13 protein-coding genes and 1 pseudogene are annotated in these 19,201 nt (G+C 62.8%); 2 read left to right on the top strand and 12 right to left on the bottom strand.

What is annotated here, in order from left to right; translation table 11 throughout:
• Positions 1-222: 222 nt before the first annotated feature.
• Positions 223-6,072, bottom strand: coding sequence for a manganese-oxidizing multicopper oxidase MnxG (gene mnxG, locus ACIP1G_RS18225; RefSeq protein WP_400739535.1), 5,850 nt, complete (start codon positions 6,070-6,072; stop codon positions 223-225).
• An 864-nt stretch (positions 6,073-6,936) separates the two neighbouring features.
• Between mnxG and ACIP1G_RS18220 the strand changes: the two genes are divergently transcribed.
• A complete protein-coding gene (locus ACIP1G_RS18220) occupies positions 6,937-7,203 on the top strand; it encodes a hypothetical protein (protein WP_400739533.1) in 267 nt (88 codons plus the stop codon).
• A 196-nt stretch (positions 7,204-7,399) separates the two neighbouring features.
• On the opposite strand, the gene madM is transcribed toward ACIP1G_RS18220, so the two are convergent.
• The 11 genes and pseudogenes from madM to ACIP1G_RS18165 form a co-directional block, all read right to left on the bottom strand.
• Positions 7,400-8,164: a malonate transporter subunit MadM gene (gene madM / locus ACIP1G_RS18215; RefSeq protein ID WP_400739531.1), complete on the bottom strand. Its 765-nt coding sequence runs from the start codon at positions 8,162-8,164 to the stop codon at positions 7,400-7,402.
• A gap of 2 nt (positions 8,165-8,166) precedes the next feature.
• Entirely contained in the window at positions 8,167-8,589 is a 423-nt protein-coding gene (madL, locus tag ACIP1G_RS18210; protein WP_400739529.1) for a malonate transporter subunit MadL, read from the bottom strand.
• 231 nt (positions 8,590-8,820) lie between these two features.
• Positions 8,821-9,741 (bottom strand): malonate decarboxylase subunit epsilon, encoded by a 921-nt coding sequence (mdcH, locus tag ACIP1G_RS18205; protein ID WP_400739527.1) that lies wholly within the window; start codon positions 9,739-9,741, stop codon positions 8,821-8,823.
• The gene (locus ACIP1G_RS18200) at positions 9,738-10,352 is read right to left on the bottom strand and encodes a malonate decarboxylase holo-ACP synthase (RefSeq protein WP_400739525.1); all 615 of its coding nucleotides are present in this window, start codon (positions 10,350-10,352) and stop codon (positions 9,738-9,740) included. Before ACIP1G_RS18200 ends, mdcH begins: the two co-directional genes overlap by 4 nt.
• Before the next feature lies 1 nt (position 10,353).
• The gene (gene mdcE, locus ACIP1G_RS18195) at positions 10,354-11,145 is read right to left on the bottom strand and encodes a biotin-independent malonate decarboxylase subunit gamma (RefSeq protein ID WP_400739523.1); all 792 of its coding nucleotides are present in this window, start codon (positions 11,143-11,145) and stop codon (positions 10,354-10,356) included.
• Positions 11,142-11,990 carry a biotin-independent malonate decarboxylase subunit beta gene (locus ACIP1G_RS18190; protein WP_400739521.1) on the bottom strand — a complete coding sequence of 283 codons (849 nt, stop codon included), beginning with the start codon at positions 11,988-11,990 and terminating at the stop codon, positions 11,142-11,144. Before ACIP1G_RS18190 ends, mdcE begins: the two co-directional genes overlap by 4 nt.
• Positions 11,983-12,282 (bottom strand): malonate decarboxylase subunit delta, encoded by a 300-nt coding sequence (locus tag ACIP1G_RS18185; RefSeq protein ID WP_400617900.1) that lies wholly within the window; start codon positions 12,280-12,282, stop codon positions 11,983-11,985. The genes ACIP1G_RS18190 and ACIP1G_RS18185 overlap by 8 nt, the downstream gene beginning before the upstream one ends.
• A 1-nt stretch (position 12,283) precedes the next feature.
• Positions 12,284-13,240 (bottom strand): triphosphoribosyl-dephospho-CoA synthase, encoded by a 957-nt coding sequence (locus tag ACIP1G_RS18180; protein ID WP_400739519.1) that lies wholly within the window; start codon positions 13,238-13,240, stop codon positions 12,284-12,286.
• Positions 13,240-14,901, bottom strand: coding sequence for a malonate decarboxylase subunit alpha (gene mdcA / locus ACIP1G_RS18175; RefSeq protein ID WP_400739517.1), 1,662 nt, complete (start codon positions 14,899-14,901; stop codon positions 13,240-13,242). The genes ACIP1G_RS18180 and mdcA overlap by 1 nt, the downstream gene beginning before the upstream one ends.
• Before the next feature lie 246 nt (positions 14,902-15,147).
• On the bottom strand, positions 15,148-17,544 hold the full coding sequence (locus ACIP1G_RS18170) for a hypothetical protein (RefSeq protein ID WP_400739515.1): 2,397 nt from the start codon (positions 17,542-17,544) through the stop codon (positions 15,148-15,150).
• A 280-nt stretch (positions 17,545-17,824) separates the two neighbouring features.
• Positions 17,825-17,946: pseudogene (locus ACIP1G_RS18165) on the bottom strand (malonate transporter subunit MadL); the annotation flags it as partial.
• A 183-nt stretch (positions 17,947-18,129) separates the two neighbouring features.
• On the opposite strand from ACIP1G_RS18165, the gene ACIP1G_RS18160 reads away from it, so the two are divergent.
• Complete coding sequence (locus tag ACIP1G_RS18160; protein ID WP_400739512.1) at positions 18,130-19,200, top strand: enoyl-CoA hydratase/isomerase family protein; 1,071 nt, start codon at positions 18,130-18,132, stop codon at positions 19,198-19,200.
• The last annotated feature ends 1 nt before the right edge of the window (position 19,201 follow it).

The following is a 19,201-nucleotide window of genomic DNA, read 5'->3' as shown; positions in this document are numbered from 1 at the left end:
ACCGCACAGGCGTGACTGGCCCGAAACAGATGTAGGAGCAGCCTTGTGCTGCGAAGCGCCGCGCGGGCGGCGCTCGATCTCACAGGCGCTGAAAATGTCGTGCCAAGCACCTCTCAGCCGAAATGCTTTATCAAGGCAGGCAAAAAAAAACCGCTGGAATATCCAGCGGCTTTGTTCATCGTCACCCCCATAAAACGGGCATCCTTGCCCGGTATTCAATGCCTATTGCGCCGGCGCCGTCACCGGCGGCGCTTCGTTGGTCACCCGCAGAATCCCCCACAGCCCCGAGAGGTTGCCGTAGGCGGCGTAGTCGCGGAACAGGTAGTCACCCGCCACCGCGTTGGCCCCGCCGGCGCTCGGCAGCATGAAGCTGAAGTGCGCCGCTGGCAGTACGCTTTCCTGGGCACCGATGTACATGGCCATCGGGTTGAAGCCGAAGCGCACCGAGCCGATGCCGGGCAGGCTCGTGGGGTAGCCGTTCACATCACTCTTCTCGGCCTGGTAGTTGTGCAGCGGCCACAGGTGCCCATCCAGCTGGTAAGTGATGCCGCGGCTGCCACCACTGGGCATCAGCACATGGCTGCGCACTGGCTGGCCAGGCTTGGCATACAGCACCGGCGTTTGCGGGTCACCGCCTACCAAGGCATTGCTGTAGGCCATGTGCGCGTTGGGCACATCCGCGAAGCCGAAGCCATCGGCATGGCCGAAGGGGGCATCCGGTGCCAGGCCAAAGCGCAGCCACAGCGGCTCAGTCTTGTAGTTCAAGGCCATGTTGCCGTTGTCTTTCGGGTCGCCCGGTACACCATTGCCCTCGGTAGCGATGCCTTCGACAGGACGGCCGTCCGCCCAGCGCATGTTCATCGAGCGCTGCCACACCGTTACCAGGTCGCGATAGTCGGGCTGCCCGCTGACCTTGACCGTAGCCTGTGCACGGCTGGCGATGTCCTCGGTCCAGGTCGCCGTCTGCGGCAAGATGCTCATGCCACCGACCAGGCCTTTTTGTGGCTGCTTGATGAAGTCCGACGGGGTCAGGTTGAGCCCACCGAACTCGATCGCCGTGGTGTTGATGTTGTCCACCGTGCGGCCCAGTTGCAGCATTGGCTTGCCTTCGCGCTCCAGGTGGCCGGCATAGTACTGGTACACCCGGCTTGGGTAGGCGCCGCTGTTGCCCGCCCGAGGCGGTACGGTCTGCACGGGGTTGGCCCCCACGTTGGCACCGTCGGACTTGGTGATGTCATAGGCCAGCAGCTGGGCATGCAGGCCGACATGGCTCGACGGCCGCATCAGGTTGTTGTTGAAGGCCGTGGAGCCTTCGCTACCGAAGCGGTCACGCTTGACCACGTTCTGCATCACGGCAGTGCTGGGCAGGTCCGGCATCACCAACGGCAGGCGGTTCTCCAGGGTGATACTGATGCAGTCCCCGGCGTTTGCGCGCAGTACCAGCGGCTCAACCGGCACGCCGGCCTTGAGCTTGCCAGTCGTCGCGTCCAGGTCGGCCTTGCGCACGTACAGCACTGCGGTCGGGTCATGCAGCGGTGCACTGTGGCCGCCCACGGTGAAGGTGGTGCCATCTTCCTCGTCGACAACCGTGACCTGCGGGATGCTGGTCTTGCGGCTGTTGAACACCAGGGTGCCGCCATTGGACTTCAACGGGCCGCCAACATGCTGGCCGACACCGGCCGGGTCGTTGATGCTGACCCCGTTACGGTTCTCGAGAATGTCGTTGGCCAGCGCCGCGACAATCTCGTAACTGCGCTTGACCGTGGTGCGGGTACCGATGCCGTTGGGGTTGGCTGTGGTTTTCGGGCAGATGCCGTCGAAGTTCACGGTGTTGCGCATGGCCACCGGTTGCGGGTTGTTCGGCAAGGCGAACAGGTCCGCGCGCTGTGCGGTGTAGTTGCGCATCACCCCCCAGATGCCGTTCCAGTAACCTTCCAGTGCCGCGTCCATCGAGTACAGGTAGTCGCCGTTGGTGGCAGCGGAACTGGAAATCATCGACACCGGCGCCATGAAGCCCATCTGTTCGGAAATACCGATCATCTGCGAGGCCTTCCAGCCCGAGTTGGAGCTGTTGCCGAAGCCAGAGCCGTTTTGCAGCCACTTGACGCCATGCAGGGTGACGTTGTGTTCCTCTTCATGACCACCTGCATGCAGGCGCAGGCGCACGTTGTCCCCGGAATAGGTACGCAGCATGGGGGTGAACGGGTCGCCTGGCTCGCTGCCCGCCTTGTTGATGTGAGGTGGGAACAGGGTCGTCCCACCAGTTGGGCCAACCGCCGAGGTAATCGCCGAAGGCGCCATGTTCATGGCCGGGATTGCACGGTCGGTACGGCTCTGCAAGGCATAGCTCAGGTCGCCGCCGAGGCCGTCGGCCTGCATGCCACGCTTGCCGTCCGGGCCAACCTTGTTCGGGTCGAATACGCGCAGGGCCAGTGGCTCGTTGCGGTAGTTGACAACGAACATGCCTGGGTCATCCACGGAAATCGCCTGTGGGCAAGGCCGGCTCGGGCAACCTGGGTTCAAGCCGCCACGCGACTCGACCACCGACTCAAGCAGGTTGGATGCCTTCTGCCGCACGGGCGGGTTGATGGCGTAGCGGAAGCTGTCTGCCGTGGCTGGGTAGGACTGGCCGTTGGGGATACCGTCAGGACCGGCCCCAACGTACACGCCGGCTTCATAGGCATGCTGGAAGTCGCTGTACTCCAGGAAGAACTCGCGGTAGCTGTCATTCTTGCCATCGCCATCATGGTCGCCGGTCTGGATCACCGCCTGCCACGAGGTCGGGCCGCCGTCCTGGCGCGTGGCCGGGTTGTACAGCTGCTCGCCGGTTTCGGCGTGGTACCAGGTGGAACCGGCAGGTTCGGCCAGTACGGTGGCATACAGGCCAAGCTGCTGGTGCGTCGATGGGCCGAGGTGGTCGTGAGTGAAGATGGTACCCAGGCCACGGTCCACGTTGTGCACGTTCACCAACGGGTCAGCGAACCAGCGTTGCATGGCCGTACGTGCGCCAAGCCAGTCAGCCCGGCCAAAGCGGCCAAAGTACGGGTGCTGTTTGGCTTTGGGGCAGGCGGCAGTGCCGTCGCGGGTATCTCCTTCGGTGCAACCGTTGTAGGCACGAATGGCATGCACGCGCTCGACCACGCTGCCGGGCGAGAGAATGCCGTCTTCGTAGTTCCAGCCGTTGGCCGAGCCGTCGGCGGCAGTCAGGTCCCACTTGGGCAGGTGGATGTGCTGGCCGATCACGTCGGTCGGGGTGCGCACCTGGTAGTCGTCCATCTCATAGATGTTCGGGATCAGGTTGGTGTGCTGGTACATGGTGCAGTCGAAGGTGTTCATGCGCATCACCAGCGGCTCTGGTGGGCGCTGCTTGGTGATCACCGGCCAGGCGTCTTCCCACAGGGCGATGATGCGCGCTTGCGGGAAGTGGTAGCCAACCTTGTTGTACACCGCGTCGAACTGGATGTTGGCGCCCTTGTAGATGCGAGGGCGGTCGGCGGTAAAGGTTGAGGCGCCACGGAAGCTCAGGCCAGTAAGGCTTTCACCGCTGAAGAACTCGCCTACCCCCGAAGACTGGGTCAGGCGCTTGCCACGGTCATCCATGCACGGCTCGTAGAACGGCGCGCCGGCAGTCGGCAAGGCACCGTTGGTACGGAATACCTTGGCTACAGGCTGGCTACCGGGGATCAGCGCATAGCTGGGGTGCTCGGCCATGGCGTGGAACTGCATGGCCGCCTGTTCGACATCGGTGCCCTCTTCCGGCAGGTAGATCGGCTTGGCCTTGTGTACCACCTTGGTGAAGTCCAGTTTGGTGGTGGTCGTCACGGCCTCGCCGCCAGCGGATACACCGTCCAGCGCGTGGCGACCGAGGCCGCCGTCCCAGCCATCGACCTGGTTCGCATCCAGGTTGGCCCACAGGGCTTTGCCGCTGGCTTTGAGCTGCCGAGCCAGGTCCGGGTCGAGCATGTCCAGTGGTGGGGTTGGTGGGCGGTTGCCGACGCTGCTTTCCATGCCACCGATCCAGAACGGGTAGCCTGGGTTTTTCAGGGTGCCGTCGACGTTGCGGTTGGCATCGGTGCGGTCGACCATGGCCAGCGAGCCAATGGCTTTGCGTACCGGTGCCTGGTTGGCGTGGTCGTCGTCGCCCTCTTCTTCGTCATCGTGATCATCGTCATTGGCGGCGACCAGCTCTTCGGAGAGTTTCGGTACCACCACCACTTTGCCTGGCATCGGCGCCATTGCCTTGCCGGGCAGCGGCACAATCGCCGGGATCGGCGTACCGGCAACGATCTCGCCATCCGGCAGGGCCCGGGCGCCAACCGCCGGCTTGCCGCTGCGCAGGGCGAACGGGGTGCTGTGGAAGCCATTCTCGCCCTGCCCGCTCACCTCCAGGCGGGTGCCTTCCTCGAACACGTCGTGTACCCGCCACATGGCCCACATGCCTTGGGCAAAGTGCGGGTAGAAATGGCAGTGGTAGATGGCATCACCCGCCACCCGGTTGCGGTTACCCGAACCACCGTTGGCGATTTCGTAGGTGTAGCCGATACCCGGACCGATGCCTTGGGCATCGATATAGTCGGAGTTATCGTCGTTCGGGTTGAACAGCCACTGGTGGCCGTGCAAGTGGAAGATGTGCTGTTCATGGCCATTGTGGGTGTTGCGGAACTTGGTGAAATCGCCGATATAGCTGTGGTGCACGTTGGCGGGTTCGGCAGGGTAAAGCGCCATGTTGGCTTTCACGCCCACGGCATTTGCGGGGGGCGTTTCACCTGGGCGGATGTTCTCCAGGCCGACGTTGGCCGGCACGTCCACCAGGGTGCCAATGTCACCTACTGTGTGGGCGCTGAGGAAGAACTCCTCGTAAGCGCACGACAGGCAGTCATGCATTGGCCCTACGCCCAGGCGGTTGGCGACCACTTCGGCGCCCATGCCGCCAGAGCCGTAGTTGATCATGAACGAGTCGCGCGTCGGCTCCAGCACATGGCCCATCACCGGGTCGGCCCAGTAGCCGGGGAAGGCCTGGGTGGCAGCCACTTCATCGGCAAATTGCGAGGCGAAATCGCGGAACGCCTCCAGGCGGTTGGGCAGCGCCGGGTTGCGCTTGCCGATATTCTCCAGCGGGTAGGTGGCTTTGGGGAAGCTGCCGTCCGGGTTAGGGCCCATGACGATGGCATCGGTTTCACTGTTGAGGATCTCGTTGCCGTTGACCATGGCAATGATCGGTTTGCCGGCCTTGCCTTCGGCCAGCCACGGCTGCGTTTGCGGGTAGCGGGCTTCGTAGTCGATCACCGGCTGGCCGGTGGCGGTCCGGCCGGTGGTGGCCAGGCGCATCTCTTCTTCAGTCAGCGTGTTGCGGTAGGTGCGGCCACCTTTGGGCACTACCACCACTTGGCCAAACAAACCATTGGCGACGTTGCCGGCACCACCCTGCCCACCAAAGGTGGCCCCTTGGCTGGTGGCGGCGAAAGCGCCCTCGCGTTCCGCATAGAGCGTATAGCTGCGGGTATTGCCCGGCGAAACCAGGAAGTTGCCATTGCGACCGGTGTTGGCAGCGATGTCGCCAATGCTGTTCACGGCCTGCATGCCGTTGACCTGGAAGCCTACGTGGCGATCATTTACCTGCTCATCGGCGACGAAGTTTTCGCTGGCTTCGTTTTCGATTTCCGGCCCTTCCTCTTCACCCTCTGGCTCTTCAGCCTCGATGCCGTGCTTGTTCGGGTTAGCCCGGTAATCGAGCAAGTTGGTCAGGTTGACCGTGAGGCAGTCACCGGCGGCCACACGCAGCACGATGGGCCGTGGGCGCTTGTCCGGGCGCAGGGTGACCTTGCCCGGTACAGCGGCCCCGCCCATGCTGAGGGGGACGTTCTTGTCGTCCACCACATCCTCGCGCAGGGCGAACATCATGCCATTGGCGTTTTGCGCGCCAAGGCGATTGAACATCAGTGGCTGGTCCAGCGCCACCACGTTGGCGACCAGGGTACGCTGGCACTGTACGGCCGCCTCGCTGGTCGACTCCCAGCCGAACAAGGCCAGAACAAGTGATGACAGGATGGGGCCTTTGAGCGGTGTCGACATGCTGCACCTCCGGGACACAGGTTCTCTGCGGGGAGCTTCAGCAAGGTGTGTGCCAGGTGTGAATATGTATTGTTTTCAGTTGGTTGCGACGGCGTGTGTGGCAGATTGGGGGGCAATCCCCGGCGGGTTTCCCCGAATTGGGGGTGGGGTTGCAGGTGCTTGCCATGCCATTGTTTGCGCCTGTGAGGTCGAGCGCCGCAAGGTGTCCTCCGAAACATTTTCAGCGCCTATGAGATCGAGCGCCGCCCGCGCGGCGCTTCGCGGCTAAAGCCGCTCCTACGTTTGTTTCGGGCCAATTATTCCTATGGGATTCGCGCGCGAACGCCTTGGCGCATGGCTCGATATCGCGTCGTACAAACAAGGCGATCGCGCGCGCCTGGCACAGGAGGGACTGGCCCGAAACAAACGTAGGAGCGGCTTTAGCCGCGAAGCGCCGCGCGGGCGGCGCTCGATCTCACAGGCGCCGAAAATGTGGTGCCGGACACATGGCAGCCCTCACCCAATCCCCCGCCCTACCCCCCACAGCCAACAAAGCCATCGCCTGTAAGACATTTCTGAACCTGCAACCAAATGCTTCAGAATTAACCCGCTTAGGAATTATCCTACGCGCGCTGCCGAACTATCGCTGTTGTCGGGAAATCACCCCACAGATAACGTTTCCAAGTCGCTTCGGTGACCGGGCATGAGAACCCGACAGATAAGCTAGCAGCACCTTGATGGTGGCCGTACGTGGGCGGGCTTTCGCCTGGCCGGGTCTTTGCTAGCTTCTTCTCGGCTTTCTCACACCCGCGTACGGCTGCCACCCTCAATCCATGAGAAAGATTCTGGTGGTAGTTCCATTCTTCTAGAAGCTGGAATTACATAATGAAAAAGCTCGTACCCGATCCACCCGCAAAGCTTTCACCCCGCCCGTTCTACACCATCAACCAGGATATGCCCTCGGTTGACGCCCTGATCCACGCCCTCCAGTTAATGTCCGGGATCGAAGACACGCTGGACGAATACATCTGCGCCAACGCTGGTGAGCCCGGCATCAACATGTTGGTCAATGCGGTGCATCATGTGCAGATGACCAAGGCCTTGGCAGAGTTGCTGTTCCACCGGCAGACCGGGGATATCACCTGGCATTGATGTGGCGTCGAGCGGCCTCATCGCCGGCAAGCCAGCGCCCACAGGTACTGCACATGACTTGAAGTCGGCGCGGTCGATGTGGGAGCGGGCTTGCCCGCGAAGCAGGCGCCGCGGTGGATGGCACCGGCTAGGCCGGTGTTCGCGGCTAAAGCCGCACACAGGGATCTGGGCAGGGCTTCCAGGTTTGCGTTTGGTGTTAGCCAACCAGGCCCCGTACGCAGAAGTACAGAATCGACGGCCCCATCAGGCACCCCAACCCGGTATGAAAGGTCGCGGTCAACGCCCCATACGGCACCAGCCGCCGATCCGTCGCGGCCAACCCGGCCGTCACCCCCGACACCGTCCCTGCCAAACCACCGAACACCATCGCCGAACGCGGGTTGTCCAGCGCCAGCAGCCGCGCCGAGACCGGGGTAAACACCATCACCAGGATCGCCTTGATCAGCCCGGTGGCAATCGACAGGGCCATCACATCCGAGCTGGCACCCAGCGCCGCCCCGGTCACCGGCCCGACGATATAGGTCACCGCGCCCGCGCCGATGGTGGTCATGCTTACCGCATCGCGATAACCGAAGGCATAAGCCACCGCCGCACCAACAATGAACGGCAGCACCGTGCCCAGCAGCAGCGCCACCGCGCCGATCATGCCGGCCCGGCGCGCCTCGGTGGCCTGCACCTCGAAGGCCGTGGCGACGATGGCGAAGTCGCGCAGCATGGCCCCGCCCATCAGGCCGATACCGGAGAACAGCGCCATGTCGGCCAGGCCTTTCTGGCCACCGGTAAGGGTGCCGCCGACCCAGGCCAGCACCAGGCCGATGACGATGGCGATGGCCGAGCCGTGCACGCGGCCGAAGGTCAGGTACTTCGACAGCACCACCGACAGCCACATGATGCCGCCGACCACCGCAAAGGCGGTGATCAGGCCGTTGTGTTCCAGCGCATTGTCAATGAGTGGCCACATGTTCAACGACCTCCTGCAGGGGCAACCTGCGCACGGGTTTCAGGGGTGGGTTCGAGGGCTGGCAATGGTTCGCCGCGGTGGCTGCGGCTGATCAGGGCGATGGTCGCACCGCACACCAGCACCGCGCCTATCGCTGCCAGCAGCGCCACCGGCCCGCCGTGCAGGGCGGTGACCACGTTCTGCTGGGCGGCCATGGCCACCACCACCGGGATGTACATGGCGCCCCAGAAGCCCACGCCGAACTCACATTCCTTGCTCATGCCGCCGTTGCGGTGCATGTACAGGCGGGCGCAGATCAGCAGGATCATGGCAATGCCCACCCCACCCACATTGGATTTGACGCCCAGCAGCACGCCCAGGAAGTCGCCGACGATGACGCCGGCAAGCGTACAGACCGCCAGCAGTGCCACACCATAGATGATCATTGTTGTTGTCCTCGGGTAGTGTCGAAGTTGCTTGTTGTTGTTCTTGTAAACACACACTTGTGCCATCGCTACGGACCTGTAGGAGCGGCCTTGTGTCGCGATAGGGCTGCGCAGCGGCCCCAGGATTTCAGCTTCGCGGCTTAGATAGCCGGGGCCGCTTTGCGGCCCTTTCGCGACGCAAGGCCGCTCCTACAATGACCGCGTAATCCTGCTAGTCGGGAGCAATTGGCATCATCGGTTCTGGGCCACCTCCTGGCGCAGCAGCGCATCCAGGCTGTCCCAACGGGTACCTTCCACCGCCACCACCCTGCCCTGTTCGAACACCGGCCGGGCCAGGCCGCTGAGCACGCTGCCCGGCGGCATTTCCAGGTGCAGGCGCACGCCGCGCTCATAGGCGTTGCGCAACGTAGCACGCCAGTCGACCACCCGCGCCATGTTGCCGGCCAGGTCGTCGCGCAAGCGCTGTGGGTCGAAGATCGGCCGCGCGCTGCTGCCACTGAGGTAAGTGATGCGTGGCCGCTGCAATTCGACTGCCGCGAAGGCCCTGGCCAGTTCCGCCGCCGGGCCAGCCAGCAGCGGACAATGCGACGGCACGCTAACCGCCAGCCGCCGGGCCACACCTTGGCCCAGGCTACGTGCCTTGGCCGCAACCGCAGCCATCGCCGTATCGCTGCCGGCAATGACAATCTGGTTTTCGCTGTTGAGGTTGGCGACATACACCTCACCACTCACCTCGTTCAGCAATCGCTCGACACTGGCCAGGTCCAGGCCGCTGAGTGCAGTCATGCCGTACCCTTGCGGATAGGCGCGCTGCATCAACTCGCCACGCAAGGCAACCAGGCGCACGGCATCAGCAAAGCCCAAGGCACCCGCCACGACCGCAGCCGGATAGGCACCAATCGACAACCCCGCCACATAATCCGGCGCCGGGCTGCGCTGCATCAGCCAGCGCGCCCAGGCCACGCCGCTCAGCAGCAGGCACAGCTGCACGGCGCGGGTAGATTGCAGGGCTTGCTGGCTGTCCAGCGCAAGCGCTGATTGGCCGAGGGTGTCGCTGGCCTCTTCCAGCAATTGGCCGGCACCTTCAGGCAGACGCTGCAGCATGCCCACCTGCTGGGCGCCCTGGCCAGGGAAGGCGAACAGGCTGCTCATGCGGCACGCTCCAGCGTTGTCCATGGGTCGCTGACCAAAAGCGCGCCATGGGGGGACTTGAGCAGCACGCGGCGGGCGAAGCTGGCCCATTCACGCAGGGCGACAGCACCCGCCGGGGTTTCCAGCTGCACGTCAATACGGCACGGCGCGCAATCGAGAATATCCAGCAGCTCCCGCGCCTGCGCGCGGGCCAGCGGTTGTGGCGTGCGCAGCAACAGGTCCAGGTCGCTGTCGGCATGCACAACTTCTATGCCTGTGGCGATCTGGTAGCCCGCCCCGCCTGTTGGCCCCCAAGCCAGGCCGCTGGCATTCAACACCGGGGCAACCGAGGCCAAAGCCCGCAACGCAGGCCACGGACTTTGCGTTTGCCAGCGCAGCGCTTCGGGGCCTTGCTGACGCTGGATATCGGCCAGCCGCATCAGCGCACCCAGGCGCTGCGCCCGGCCCTGACCACGCAGCCCGACCGCTACCCAGCCTTGCTCACAGGTGGCACGGCGCACCACCACCGGCCGGCCGCTTGCCAGCACCTCCCGCGCCCACTGCGGCGCGTCAGCGGGCAAGCCCGAGGCAGGCATCCCCCAGAGCAGGTCGTGCGGCCTTGGCGCGCTCATCTCAAGCGCCCTGCCACTGTCGGCGCAGCTGCTCGCGTACCTGGCGCGAGGCGCTGCGGTTTTTCCCCGCCAGCCGCGACGACAGGTCGGTCGAGCTGCCAATGTCGCGTACCGCGTCGGCCAGGCAAGCACGTACCTGAGCAATGTCGGCGCTGCTCGGCGCTTCGGCATTGTCCACCGTCAGGCGGCGCCACAGCAGGCCCAACGAGGCGTAGCTGTCCAGGTCGTAGGCCATGGGCGGTACCTCGGCGGCCAAGGCCTCCAGCTGCTCGACGCTGCGCAGGGTAATCCGCGCCGCCGCAGCTTTGCCCATGGCGTGCACCATCACCCCGGCATCGTCCAGGGCGATCAGGCGCTGGGCCTGGTAGCCGTGGGCCAGAAAGGCGCCAGACATGGCCTTGCCGACCAGCAGGCCGATCACCGCGTGCCCGGCCAGTCGCGCCTGGGCATAGGCCTGCACGGCAGCGGCCAGCGCCTGGTGAATACCCAGCGCTTCCTCGCGGCGGCCATAGGCTTGGCTGGGCACGTCGATCACCGCCACGATGGCGCGCTTCTGGCCGTTGCGGTCAGCCTCCACCGCCTCGCTCACGGCCTTGGCCAGGCCCCAACCTTCCAGCAGGCCGACCTCGCCCGAGCGGGCGCGGGGGAACGGGTTGTCGGCATCCGGCACCACGGCAATGAAGCGCGCCAGGCGATTGTCCAGTTCGCCGTCGATAACCCGCAGCGATGCGGGGTAGCCCGGCAAGGCTTGCCCGCCGGCCAGGCCCGGCAGCCAGTTCAAGGCACGGTTCATTTGGCTTCTCCTTGGTAAAGGTCACGCACGGCGGCGGCGTCCAGTTGCGGGCATTCATCGCCCAGCCGGGCCAGGCGCTCGAGGTACCAGGTGTGCTGGCTGGCGCGGTCTTTGGAAGGTGCGTCGAGCAACTGCAGCAAGCGCTCGCGCAAAGCCTCGATATCGTCAGCAACGTAGCCATCGACCAGCCCGCTGGCATGGCGCTGCTCGCCGCCGCTCAGGCTCCAGATGAAGGGGCGGTCCTTGGCATCGTATTCGCCGATGCCCGCCTCCTGCTCGATCACCTGCGGGCCGTTGAGACCCAACCGGGCTTCGCGGGTGACCAGCAAGTGGCTGCACAGGCCGGCGGCGATCGACATGCCGCCGAAGCAGCCGACCGAGCCTGCGATCAGGCCGATTACCGGCTGCCAGGCACGCAGTTCGACAATAGCCGCCTGGATTTCGGCAATCGCCGCCAGGCCCAGGTTGGCCTCCTGCAGGCGCACACCGCCGGTCTCCAGCAGTAACACCGCGCAAGTGGGGATGCCGTTGCGGTTGTCTTCGATGGCCAGCTCCAGGGCGCCGGCAATCTTGGCGCCACCTACCTCGCCCATGCTGCCGCCCTGGAAACCACCTTCGATAGCGGCGACCACGGCGTTGCGCCCGTTCAGCAGGCCCTTGGCGATGACCACGCCATCGTCGGCCTGCGGCACGATGCCCTGGCGCGGCAGCCAGGGCGACATCAGGCGGTCGAACGGGCCCAGCAATTCGCGGAAGCTGCCGGGGTCGAGCACGGCGCGGGCGCGCTGGCGGGCGCCCAGTTCGACGAAGCTGCGGCTGCTCAGCAAGCGTGCGGTGTCAGTCATGGGCGATCTCCTCGAAGCCTTGCTCCAGGCGCAGGCGCACCACACCTGGGGTGGCGCCAAAGTCATGGATGTCGATGTTCACGGCCGGCCAGGCGCGGCCTTCGAACAGACGCTGGAACAGTTGGGCCCAGCGGGCGCCACTGCCGTTGACCGAAGTCACCACCTGAATCTGCAGGCTGCCGGCAGTACCGGGCTCGATCAGCACTTCAAGGTCGCCGGAGCTGACACAGCCCACCAGCGTGCGGCCACGCCCCGGTTCGGCGGCGGGGAAGTTAAAGGTCAGGGTTTCCATGTCACAGGCTCCCGGCTTTGTCGAGGAACAGGCAGGCGGCCAGCAAATCGGCGGCGCCGCCCGGTGAGGCATTCAGGTGCAGCAGATTTTGGTCGAGGTCGCGCAGGTGGCGGCGCCCGGCCAAGGTGGCGCTGCCGCCTTCGGCCAGTACGGCGCGGGCGCCTTGCTGGACGGCGGCCAGCCCGGCTGGGCCGCTGCGCCAGAGCACGCAGGTGTCGCTGAGCACGGCCATGATCGCCAGCAACGCGTCGAGCCGGGCGTGCTGCTCGCTGGCACCGGCCGCGCGGCTGCGCTGCAGTTGGGGCAGGCCGTGGCCGATGACCGCAGGGAAGCCTTGTTGTGCCTGTTCGCGGGCGCCGCCGGTGCCGTAGCGCTGACGCACCTGCTGGCCGTGGCTGTCCTGATGCGGCATGGCCGGGTCATCGAACAGGGCAATGCGCCCAGCGCGGGCGGCCAGAGTGGTAGTGTCGGCCTGGGGGGCAAGGGCCTTGGACGCTACCAGCAGGCCCAGGGCCCAGATTGCGCCGCGGTGGGTGTTTACCCCGTGGGTGGCGGCCAGCATTGCGGCCTCGCCTTCGCGGCCGAGCTGGCCCAGTGCGGCGCGCAGGGGTTGGCTGATGGTGCCGATGGTTTGGGCGGCTGCGGCCATGTTGCGCAGGCATGGCCACAGGGCCAGCGCCGAAGCGTGCATCAGGGCCAGGCTCATGTCGGAGTGGGCGCCGCTACTGCGGCGGTCGACCAGGCCGGGTTTGGGGGACAGGTCGGCTTCGTCGATCAGGGCTTCTACGGCGAGGTCGGCCAGGTGGTCGGCCAGGGGGATTTCTGTTGCCTGGGCTGGCCTCTTCGCGGGTGAACCCGCTCCTACAACGACCGCGGCAGTTTCAGGTTCAGTGCTAAACCTGTGGGAGCGGGCGTGCCCGCGAAGTTGCGCATGCGGTTGCAAGTCGAGTGCTTTCATCACCAGCTCCTGAAGCGTGCAGGCGGGTTGTACAGGCCGCCGGACCATTCGACCAGGTCGGCAATGCTGCGCGCAGCCAGCAGCTCGCGGCTGGCGTCGGTGCGGCGGATGCCAAGGTCTTCGGGCAAGGCGACCAGGCCTTGCTGGCGCAGGCGCAAGGTGTCCTTGGGGTCGTGGCGCAGGCCGATGGCGGTAACCCCGGCCACGGCGGCGATCATCTGCTGGCGCTCTTCCAGGCTGCGGGCCTTGTACAGGTAGGCTATGCCTTCTTCGGTCAGCAGGTGGGTGACGTCGTCGCCGTAGATCATCACCGGCGCCAACGGCATGCCGGCCTTTTTCGCCACTTCCACGGCATCGAGGGTTTCCACGAAGGTGGGCTTGCCGCCTTCCTGGTAGGTCTCGACCATCTGCACCACCAGCTTGCGGCCGCGTTCGAGCATGGTTTCCGGTACGGTCATGTCGAGCCAGGCCGGGGTCGCGTGGCGGCGGCCGCGCGGGTCGTGACCCATGTTCGGCGCACCACCGAAACCGGCCAGGCGGCCGCGGGTCACGGTCGAGGAATGGCCATCGCCATCCACCTGCAAGGTGGCGCCAATGAACAGGTCCACGGCGTACTGCCCAGCCAGCTGGCACATCATGCGGTTGGAGCGCAGCGAGCCGTCGCGGCCGGTGAAGAACACGTCCGGGCGCTGGGCGATGTAATCCTCCATGCCCAGTTCGGTGCCGAAGCAGTGCACGCTTTGCACCCAGCCGGTCTCGATGGCCGGGATCAGCGTCGGGTGTGGGTTGAGCGTCCAGTTGCGGCAGATCTTGCCTTTCAGGCCCAAGGACTCGCCGTAAGTGGGCAGGATCAGCTCAATGGCCGCAGTGTTGAAGCCAATGCCGTGGTTCAGCGACTGCACCTGGTGTTTTTCGTAGATGCCGCGGATGGCCATCATCGCCATCAGCACATGCACCGGTTTGATATGACGCGGGTCGCGGGTGAACAGCGGTTCTATATAGAAGGGTTGGTCGGCGACCACCACGAAATCCACCCACGACGCCGGGATATCGACCCGTGGCAGGTCATCGACGTGGTCCACCAACTGGTTGACCTGGGCAATGACGATGCCGTCGCTGAACGCGGCCGGCTCCACCAAGGCAGGGGTGTCCTCGGTGCTGGGGCCAGTGAACAGGTTGCCATCGCGGTCGGCCATGAAGCCGGCCACCAGGGTGACGTTGGGAATCAGGTCGACCAGCAGCCGCGAATACAGCTCAATATAGGTATGGATGGCGCCGACTTCGAGCAGGCCGTCTTCCAGCAATTGGCCGATGCGCAGGCTTTGCGGGCCGGCGAAGGAGAAGTCGAGCTTGCGGGCGATGCCGCGCTCGAACAGGTCCAGGTGCTCGGCGCGGCTGACGCTGGGCATGATCATGTGCAGGTCGTGCAAGCGCCCGGGGTCGACCTTGGCCAGCGAACGCGAGAGGAAGTCGGCCTGTTTCTGGTTGTTGCCTTCAAGCACTACCCGGTCGCCGGGGGCCAGCAACAGCTCCAGGGCTTCGACGATATGCTCGGTAGGCAGCACCACGCCGTCGGCGAGGTGGCGGGCCCGGTCAAGGCGGCGCTGCTTTTCAGCACGCCGCCGCGACCATTGCGGCGGTGGATTCTGCGTTGTTGTCATGGGTGACTCCACGGATTCGCTGTCGTGGGAGTTACCTTAGGGCGGGGGTGGTTGGGGTATCAATCAAGCTCGGTCGCTAATCATTACGATCAAGTTAACGAATGACCAACAGGCGCGCTCAGTTGTTGGAGCGGCCTTGCCGGGGCGCCGGACCGGTCGGAAAGGGCCGCAGAGCGGCCCCGGCAATTTCGCAGTGAGGTTAAGATAGTACCGGCCTTTTAACCTACTAAAACGCCTGCTGTTGGTTCAGGCTTCTTGGGTTGCCAAACCAAGACTAACGAAGCGATCTTCGTCGATGAAGGGTAGAGGCAGGATCACGTAGTCAAAACGGTCGGTACTTTCACCGTCGTCATAGAATGCAACAACAATTGCATATTTATCACCGGCCCCAGACGCTGGTGTGAACACGCCCTTGTCCAGATTACCCTGGCCTTTGAGTAAAGACCACTCTGTCGAGTCCTGAGGTACTTCTTCCACCTTGCCATCACGCAATTTTCGATTAAAGGTGAAGAGGATACCACCATTCGCCCCTAGCTTAGTTTCCAGCCAGTAATTACCGCTTTTGCCACCAACGATCAGCATATCGATTGTAGCTTTGCTACCGCCTACCGGGTCTGCAATGTCAATCGGGGCCAACCGGATAGAATGGTAATAAAGGGGTTCATCATCTTTTACTTTAGGCAGGCTTGTGGGTGCGAAGTATTTGTAACCAGGCCCGTTGACTGGATCAACGTCCGTATCGATCGTTCCTAACCCTTCAGGCGGCTGCGACCATTTCAACTCCGTAGTGCGTGGCATTCTTGCAATCATCGAATGGCTTGACCCCAGGCCAAGAGCCGCGACAAAGGGATACACTGAAATCTCCGACTCAACCAGGCTGACCAATGCCTTGCTGGTTTTACCCTCATAGGTAGCTTTAACGATCAACTGACGATGCCCCTTCTCACGCAAATCATCATCCATTGCGGGGGCTGTATATTTGCCATTGACGATTGTGCCAAGCGCTCCCGTTTCACCCGGCAGGTTTTCGAGCTCCCACGTTACACCTGTTACAGTTGAGGCTTTAAACTCGCCAGCCCCACCAGCTTTTACCACAAGCTCCGATGGACTGATTACGAACTCAGTGCGCTCTGGTGCGAGGTCGCCCAAAACCGTCAAATCCAAAGGCCAGTGTACATCGCGTGGCAAAACAATGTTTGAGCCTTGGAACAGCAAGTTATTCAGCCGAAAAGCGTCTAACTGAGGCGCGATCTTAGCGAGCTGAGCGGTCGCCAGTGTAATATCACGCGCAACCAGCTTATCGAAATTCTCGTAGTACAGGCGAATAAAATCGTAGGGATCTGGAAGCCCGCCAATGCGCTCCGAAGTTACAGGAACTCGCTCCAACTTCAATACAGCACGACCCTCCTGCTGCGCCACTACAAATTTGAACTCGGCGTCGATTGTACATTTAACAGATATTGTCCCACTTCCTTGATCACCGCTCGGGGGATTCGTGTTATACGTTACATACCAAGCGGTCGGCACCTCCACGGATTCTGAACGCCAACTGAGTTTCAAGCGATCGCCGTCCACAAATAACCTCAACGGGCTGTTTCCCTCATACATCTTGATTGCGATCTTCTCGTAACCAATTTTTCCAAGCCCATTTTCAACTACAAAACCTGAAGTGTACGCCGGGACTTCATACACCCCACCTTTCGCAACAAGCGCCAACCGCCCCCCTACAACGCTCAATTCAAACTTTGCATCTTCGAAGAGCTTTACCCGCTCAAGCCAAGGCAACACGACTTGCGTCATTAGAAAGTTGCTGCCAAGCACCAGATTACTGGAATAGGAATCCGGCAGCATGTACAACATGTCCGATTCCAGCTCAGGGTATTTACCTGTGTCCCGACCCTCCATGGCTGCAAACACCACGACGGCGCCGTCACCGTACTCTTCGGCATCGAGTATTTTACCCTTCGGTGCAGCTTGAGTACGGATACCGAACCTGCCAGGGCTAAACAGCTCATCCTCACCGGGAGACAACTTGCTGAGTTCGAAATTTGTTATTTCAGCACCCCAGTTACTCTTAACGATATTTTGCAGATGCTCACCCAGCTTGCTTCGCTCAAAATCGGTTGCAACGCCGCTAAAGCGCGGGATGCTTCCTTGGGATATATCAAGCATGACCTTACCGCCCTGCTCTAAAGAGCCGGGCACGGCCTGCAAGGTGATATCCATATACAGCGCAGCCCCTGCCGCAGCATTCTGATTAGCTAATCGCTCCACTTTTCTGACCGGTTTTCCGTCGGGGTAAGACTCCGAGAGCTGAACATGCTTACCGCCCACTATATTCAGCGTCAACATAGCTTTGGAATCAGCAAGGCTCGAGTTTTCAAATGAAATTCTCGGCTTGGCCATTACAAGCCCCATCAAGGCATGATAAATACCCTCGCCGATTTCGATTTCACTGGCTGGGAACACAGGAAAATAAGTCCCCTCTGCGAAGCGGTCAATATACTGCTGAATCAAAAGAATATTGGTCTTCTGCCTGTCATAACTCAGAATTGCGTCCCATCCGAGGGTCTGGGCTCTCTCCCTCATCTCTTTCAAAAAATCATCCAGCGACCTGCTTTCAGCAACAGACGGACATTCCATAATAAACCCTCCACAGGATAATGACTTAGCATGAGCTTCGCCGTCACAAGGTGCGCAGCGGAGATCAACTGACCACCAACTTATAGCTATTGGACTGAGCAAAAGAAAATCGAACTAGGGATCCGATTGTCCTGCTAATCATTAGGATCTGCTACTGGTAAAAATGCTAGGTACGCATATGTATGGCCGCGTAGCAAGGACATCACGTTTACTGTTGTTGCGATAATGTCGTGCTATCAGCCAAGTAAACCTCGAACACAAAAAAACAACACTGACGGCCCCAGCAGGCAGCCCAAGCAGTAATGATCAGGGCGATGCCCACCCCGCCCACATTGGATTTGACGCCCAGCAGCACGCCCAGGAAGCCGCGGCGATGACGCCGGCAGGCGTGCAGACCGCCAGATGATCACCGCGTCGTGCCGGAACATGGATGAAGTGTCGATAGCGCCACCCCACGCAAAAATGCAGAATACCCCTTGCAGAATTGTCGATTGTGCAAGGCAAATTCGCATGCCAGGATCCTGCGATCCTCCAGCGAACTCCAGACTTCACTTGGAAAATCAATAACAAAGCAGGGAGAACGCAATGACTGCGCACGCTCACACCTCGGCAACCGACCACGTATTGGCCGAAGTTCGCAACCAGATCGGCCACCTGATCCTGAACCGCCCTGCCGGCCTCAATGCCCTGACCCTGGACATGGTCCGCAGCCTGCGCCAGCACCTGGACCTGTGGGCCGAAGACCCACACGTGCGCGCGGTGGTGTTGCGCGGCGAAGGCCCCAAGGGCTTCTGTGCCGGTGGCGATATCCGCTCGCTGTACGACAGCTTCAAGGCCGGCGACACGCTGCACGAAACCTTCTTTGTCGAGGAATACGCCCTCGACCTGGTCATCCACCGCTACCGCAAGCCGGTGCTGGTGCTGATGGACGGATTCACCCTCGGTGGCGGCATGGGCCTGGCCCAGGGCTGCGACCTGCGCGTGGTGACCGAACGCAGCCGGCTGGGCATGCCCGAAGTCGGCATCGGCTACTTCCCGGACGTGGGCGGCAGCTACTTCCTGTCGCGCCTTCCGGGCGAGCTGGGCATCTACCTGGGCGTCAGCGGCGTGCAGATCCAGGCGGCTGATGCCTTGTACTGTGGCCTGGCCGACTGGTACCTGGCCAGCGAGCAGATCACAGCCCTCGATCAGGGCCTCGACCAACTGGCGTTCAGCGACAATCCGCTGAAAGACCTGCAGAACCTGCTGGCCAAGCTCGGCACCCAGGTGCTGGGCGACGCGCCACTGGAAAAACTGCGCCCGGTCATCGACCACTTCTTCGCCCTGCCCGACCTGCCGGCCATGGTCGAGCAACTGCGCGCAGTCAGCATTGGCGACAGCCACGCCTGGGCCATTGCCACCGCCGACCAGCTGGAAAGCCGCTCGCCGCTGGCCATGGCGGTTACCCTGGAGATGCTGCGCCGGGGTCGACAGCTAGGCCTTGACGAGTGCTTTGCAATGGAGCTGCACCTGGACCGCCAGTGGTTCCAGCACGGCGACATCATCGAAGGCGTGCGCGCCCTGATCATCGACAAGGACAAGCAGCCCCACTGGAACCCGCCGACCCTGGCCGCGCTGCAACGCCAGCGGGTCGACCAATTCTTCGAAGGCCTGTGAG

The organism is Pseudomonas sp. NPDC089392, assembly GCF_044749595.1.
Classification (GTDB): Bacteria; Pseudomonadota; Gammaproteobacteria; order Pseudomonadales; family Pseudomonadaceae; genus Aquipseudomonas.
This window is presented reverse-complemented; position numbering and strand designations above follow the sequence as displayed.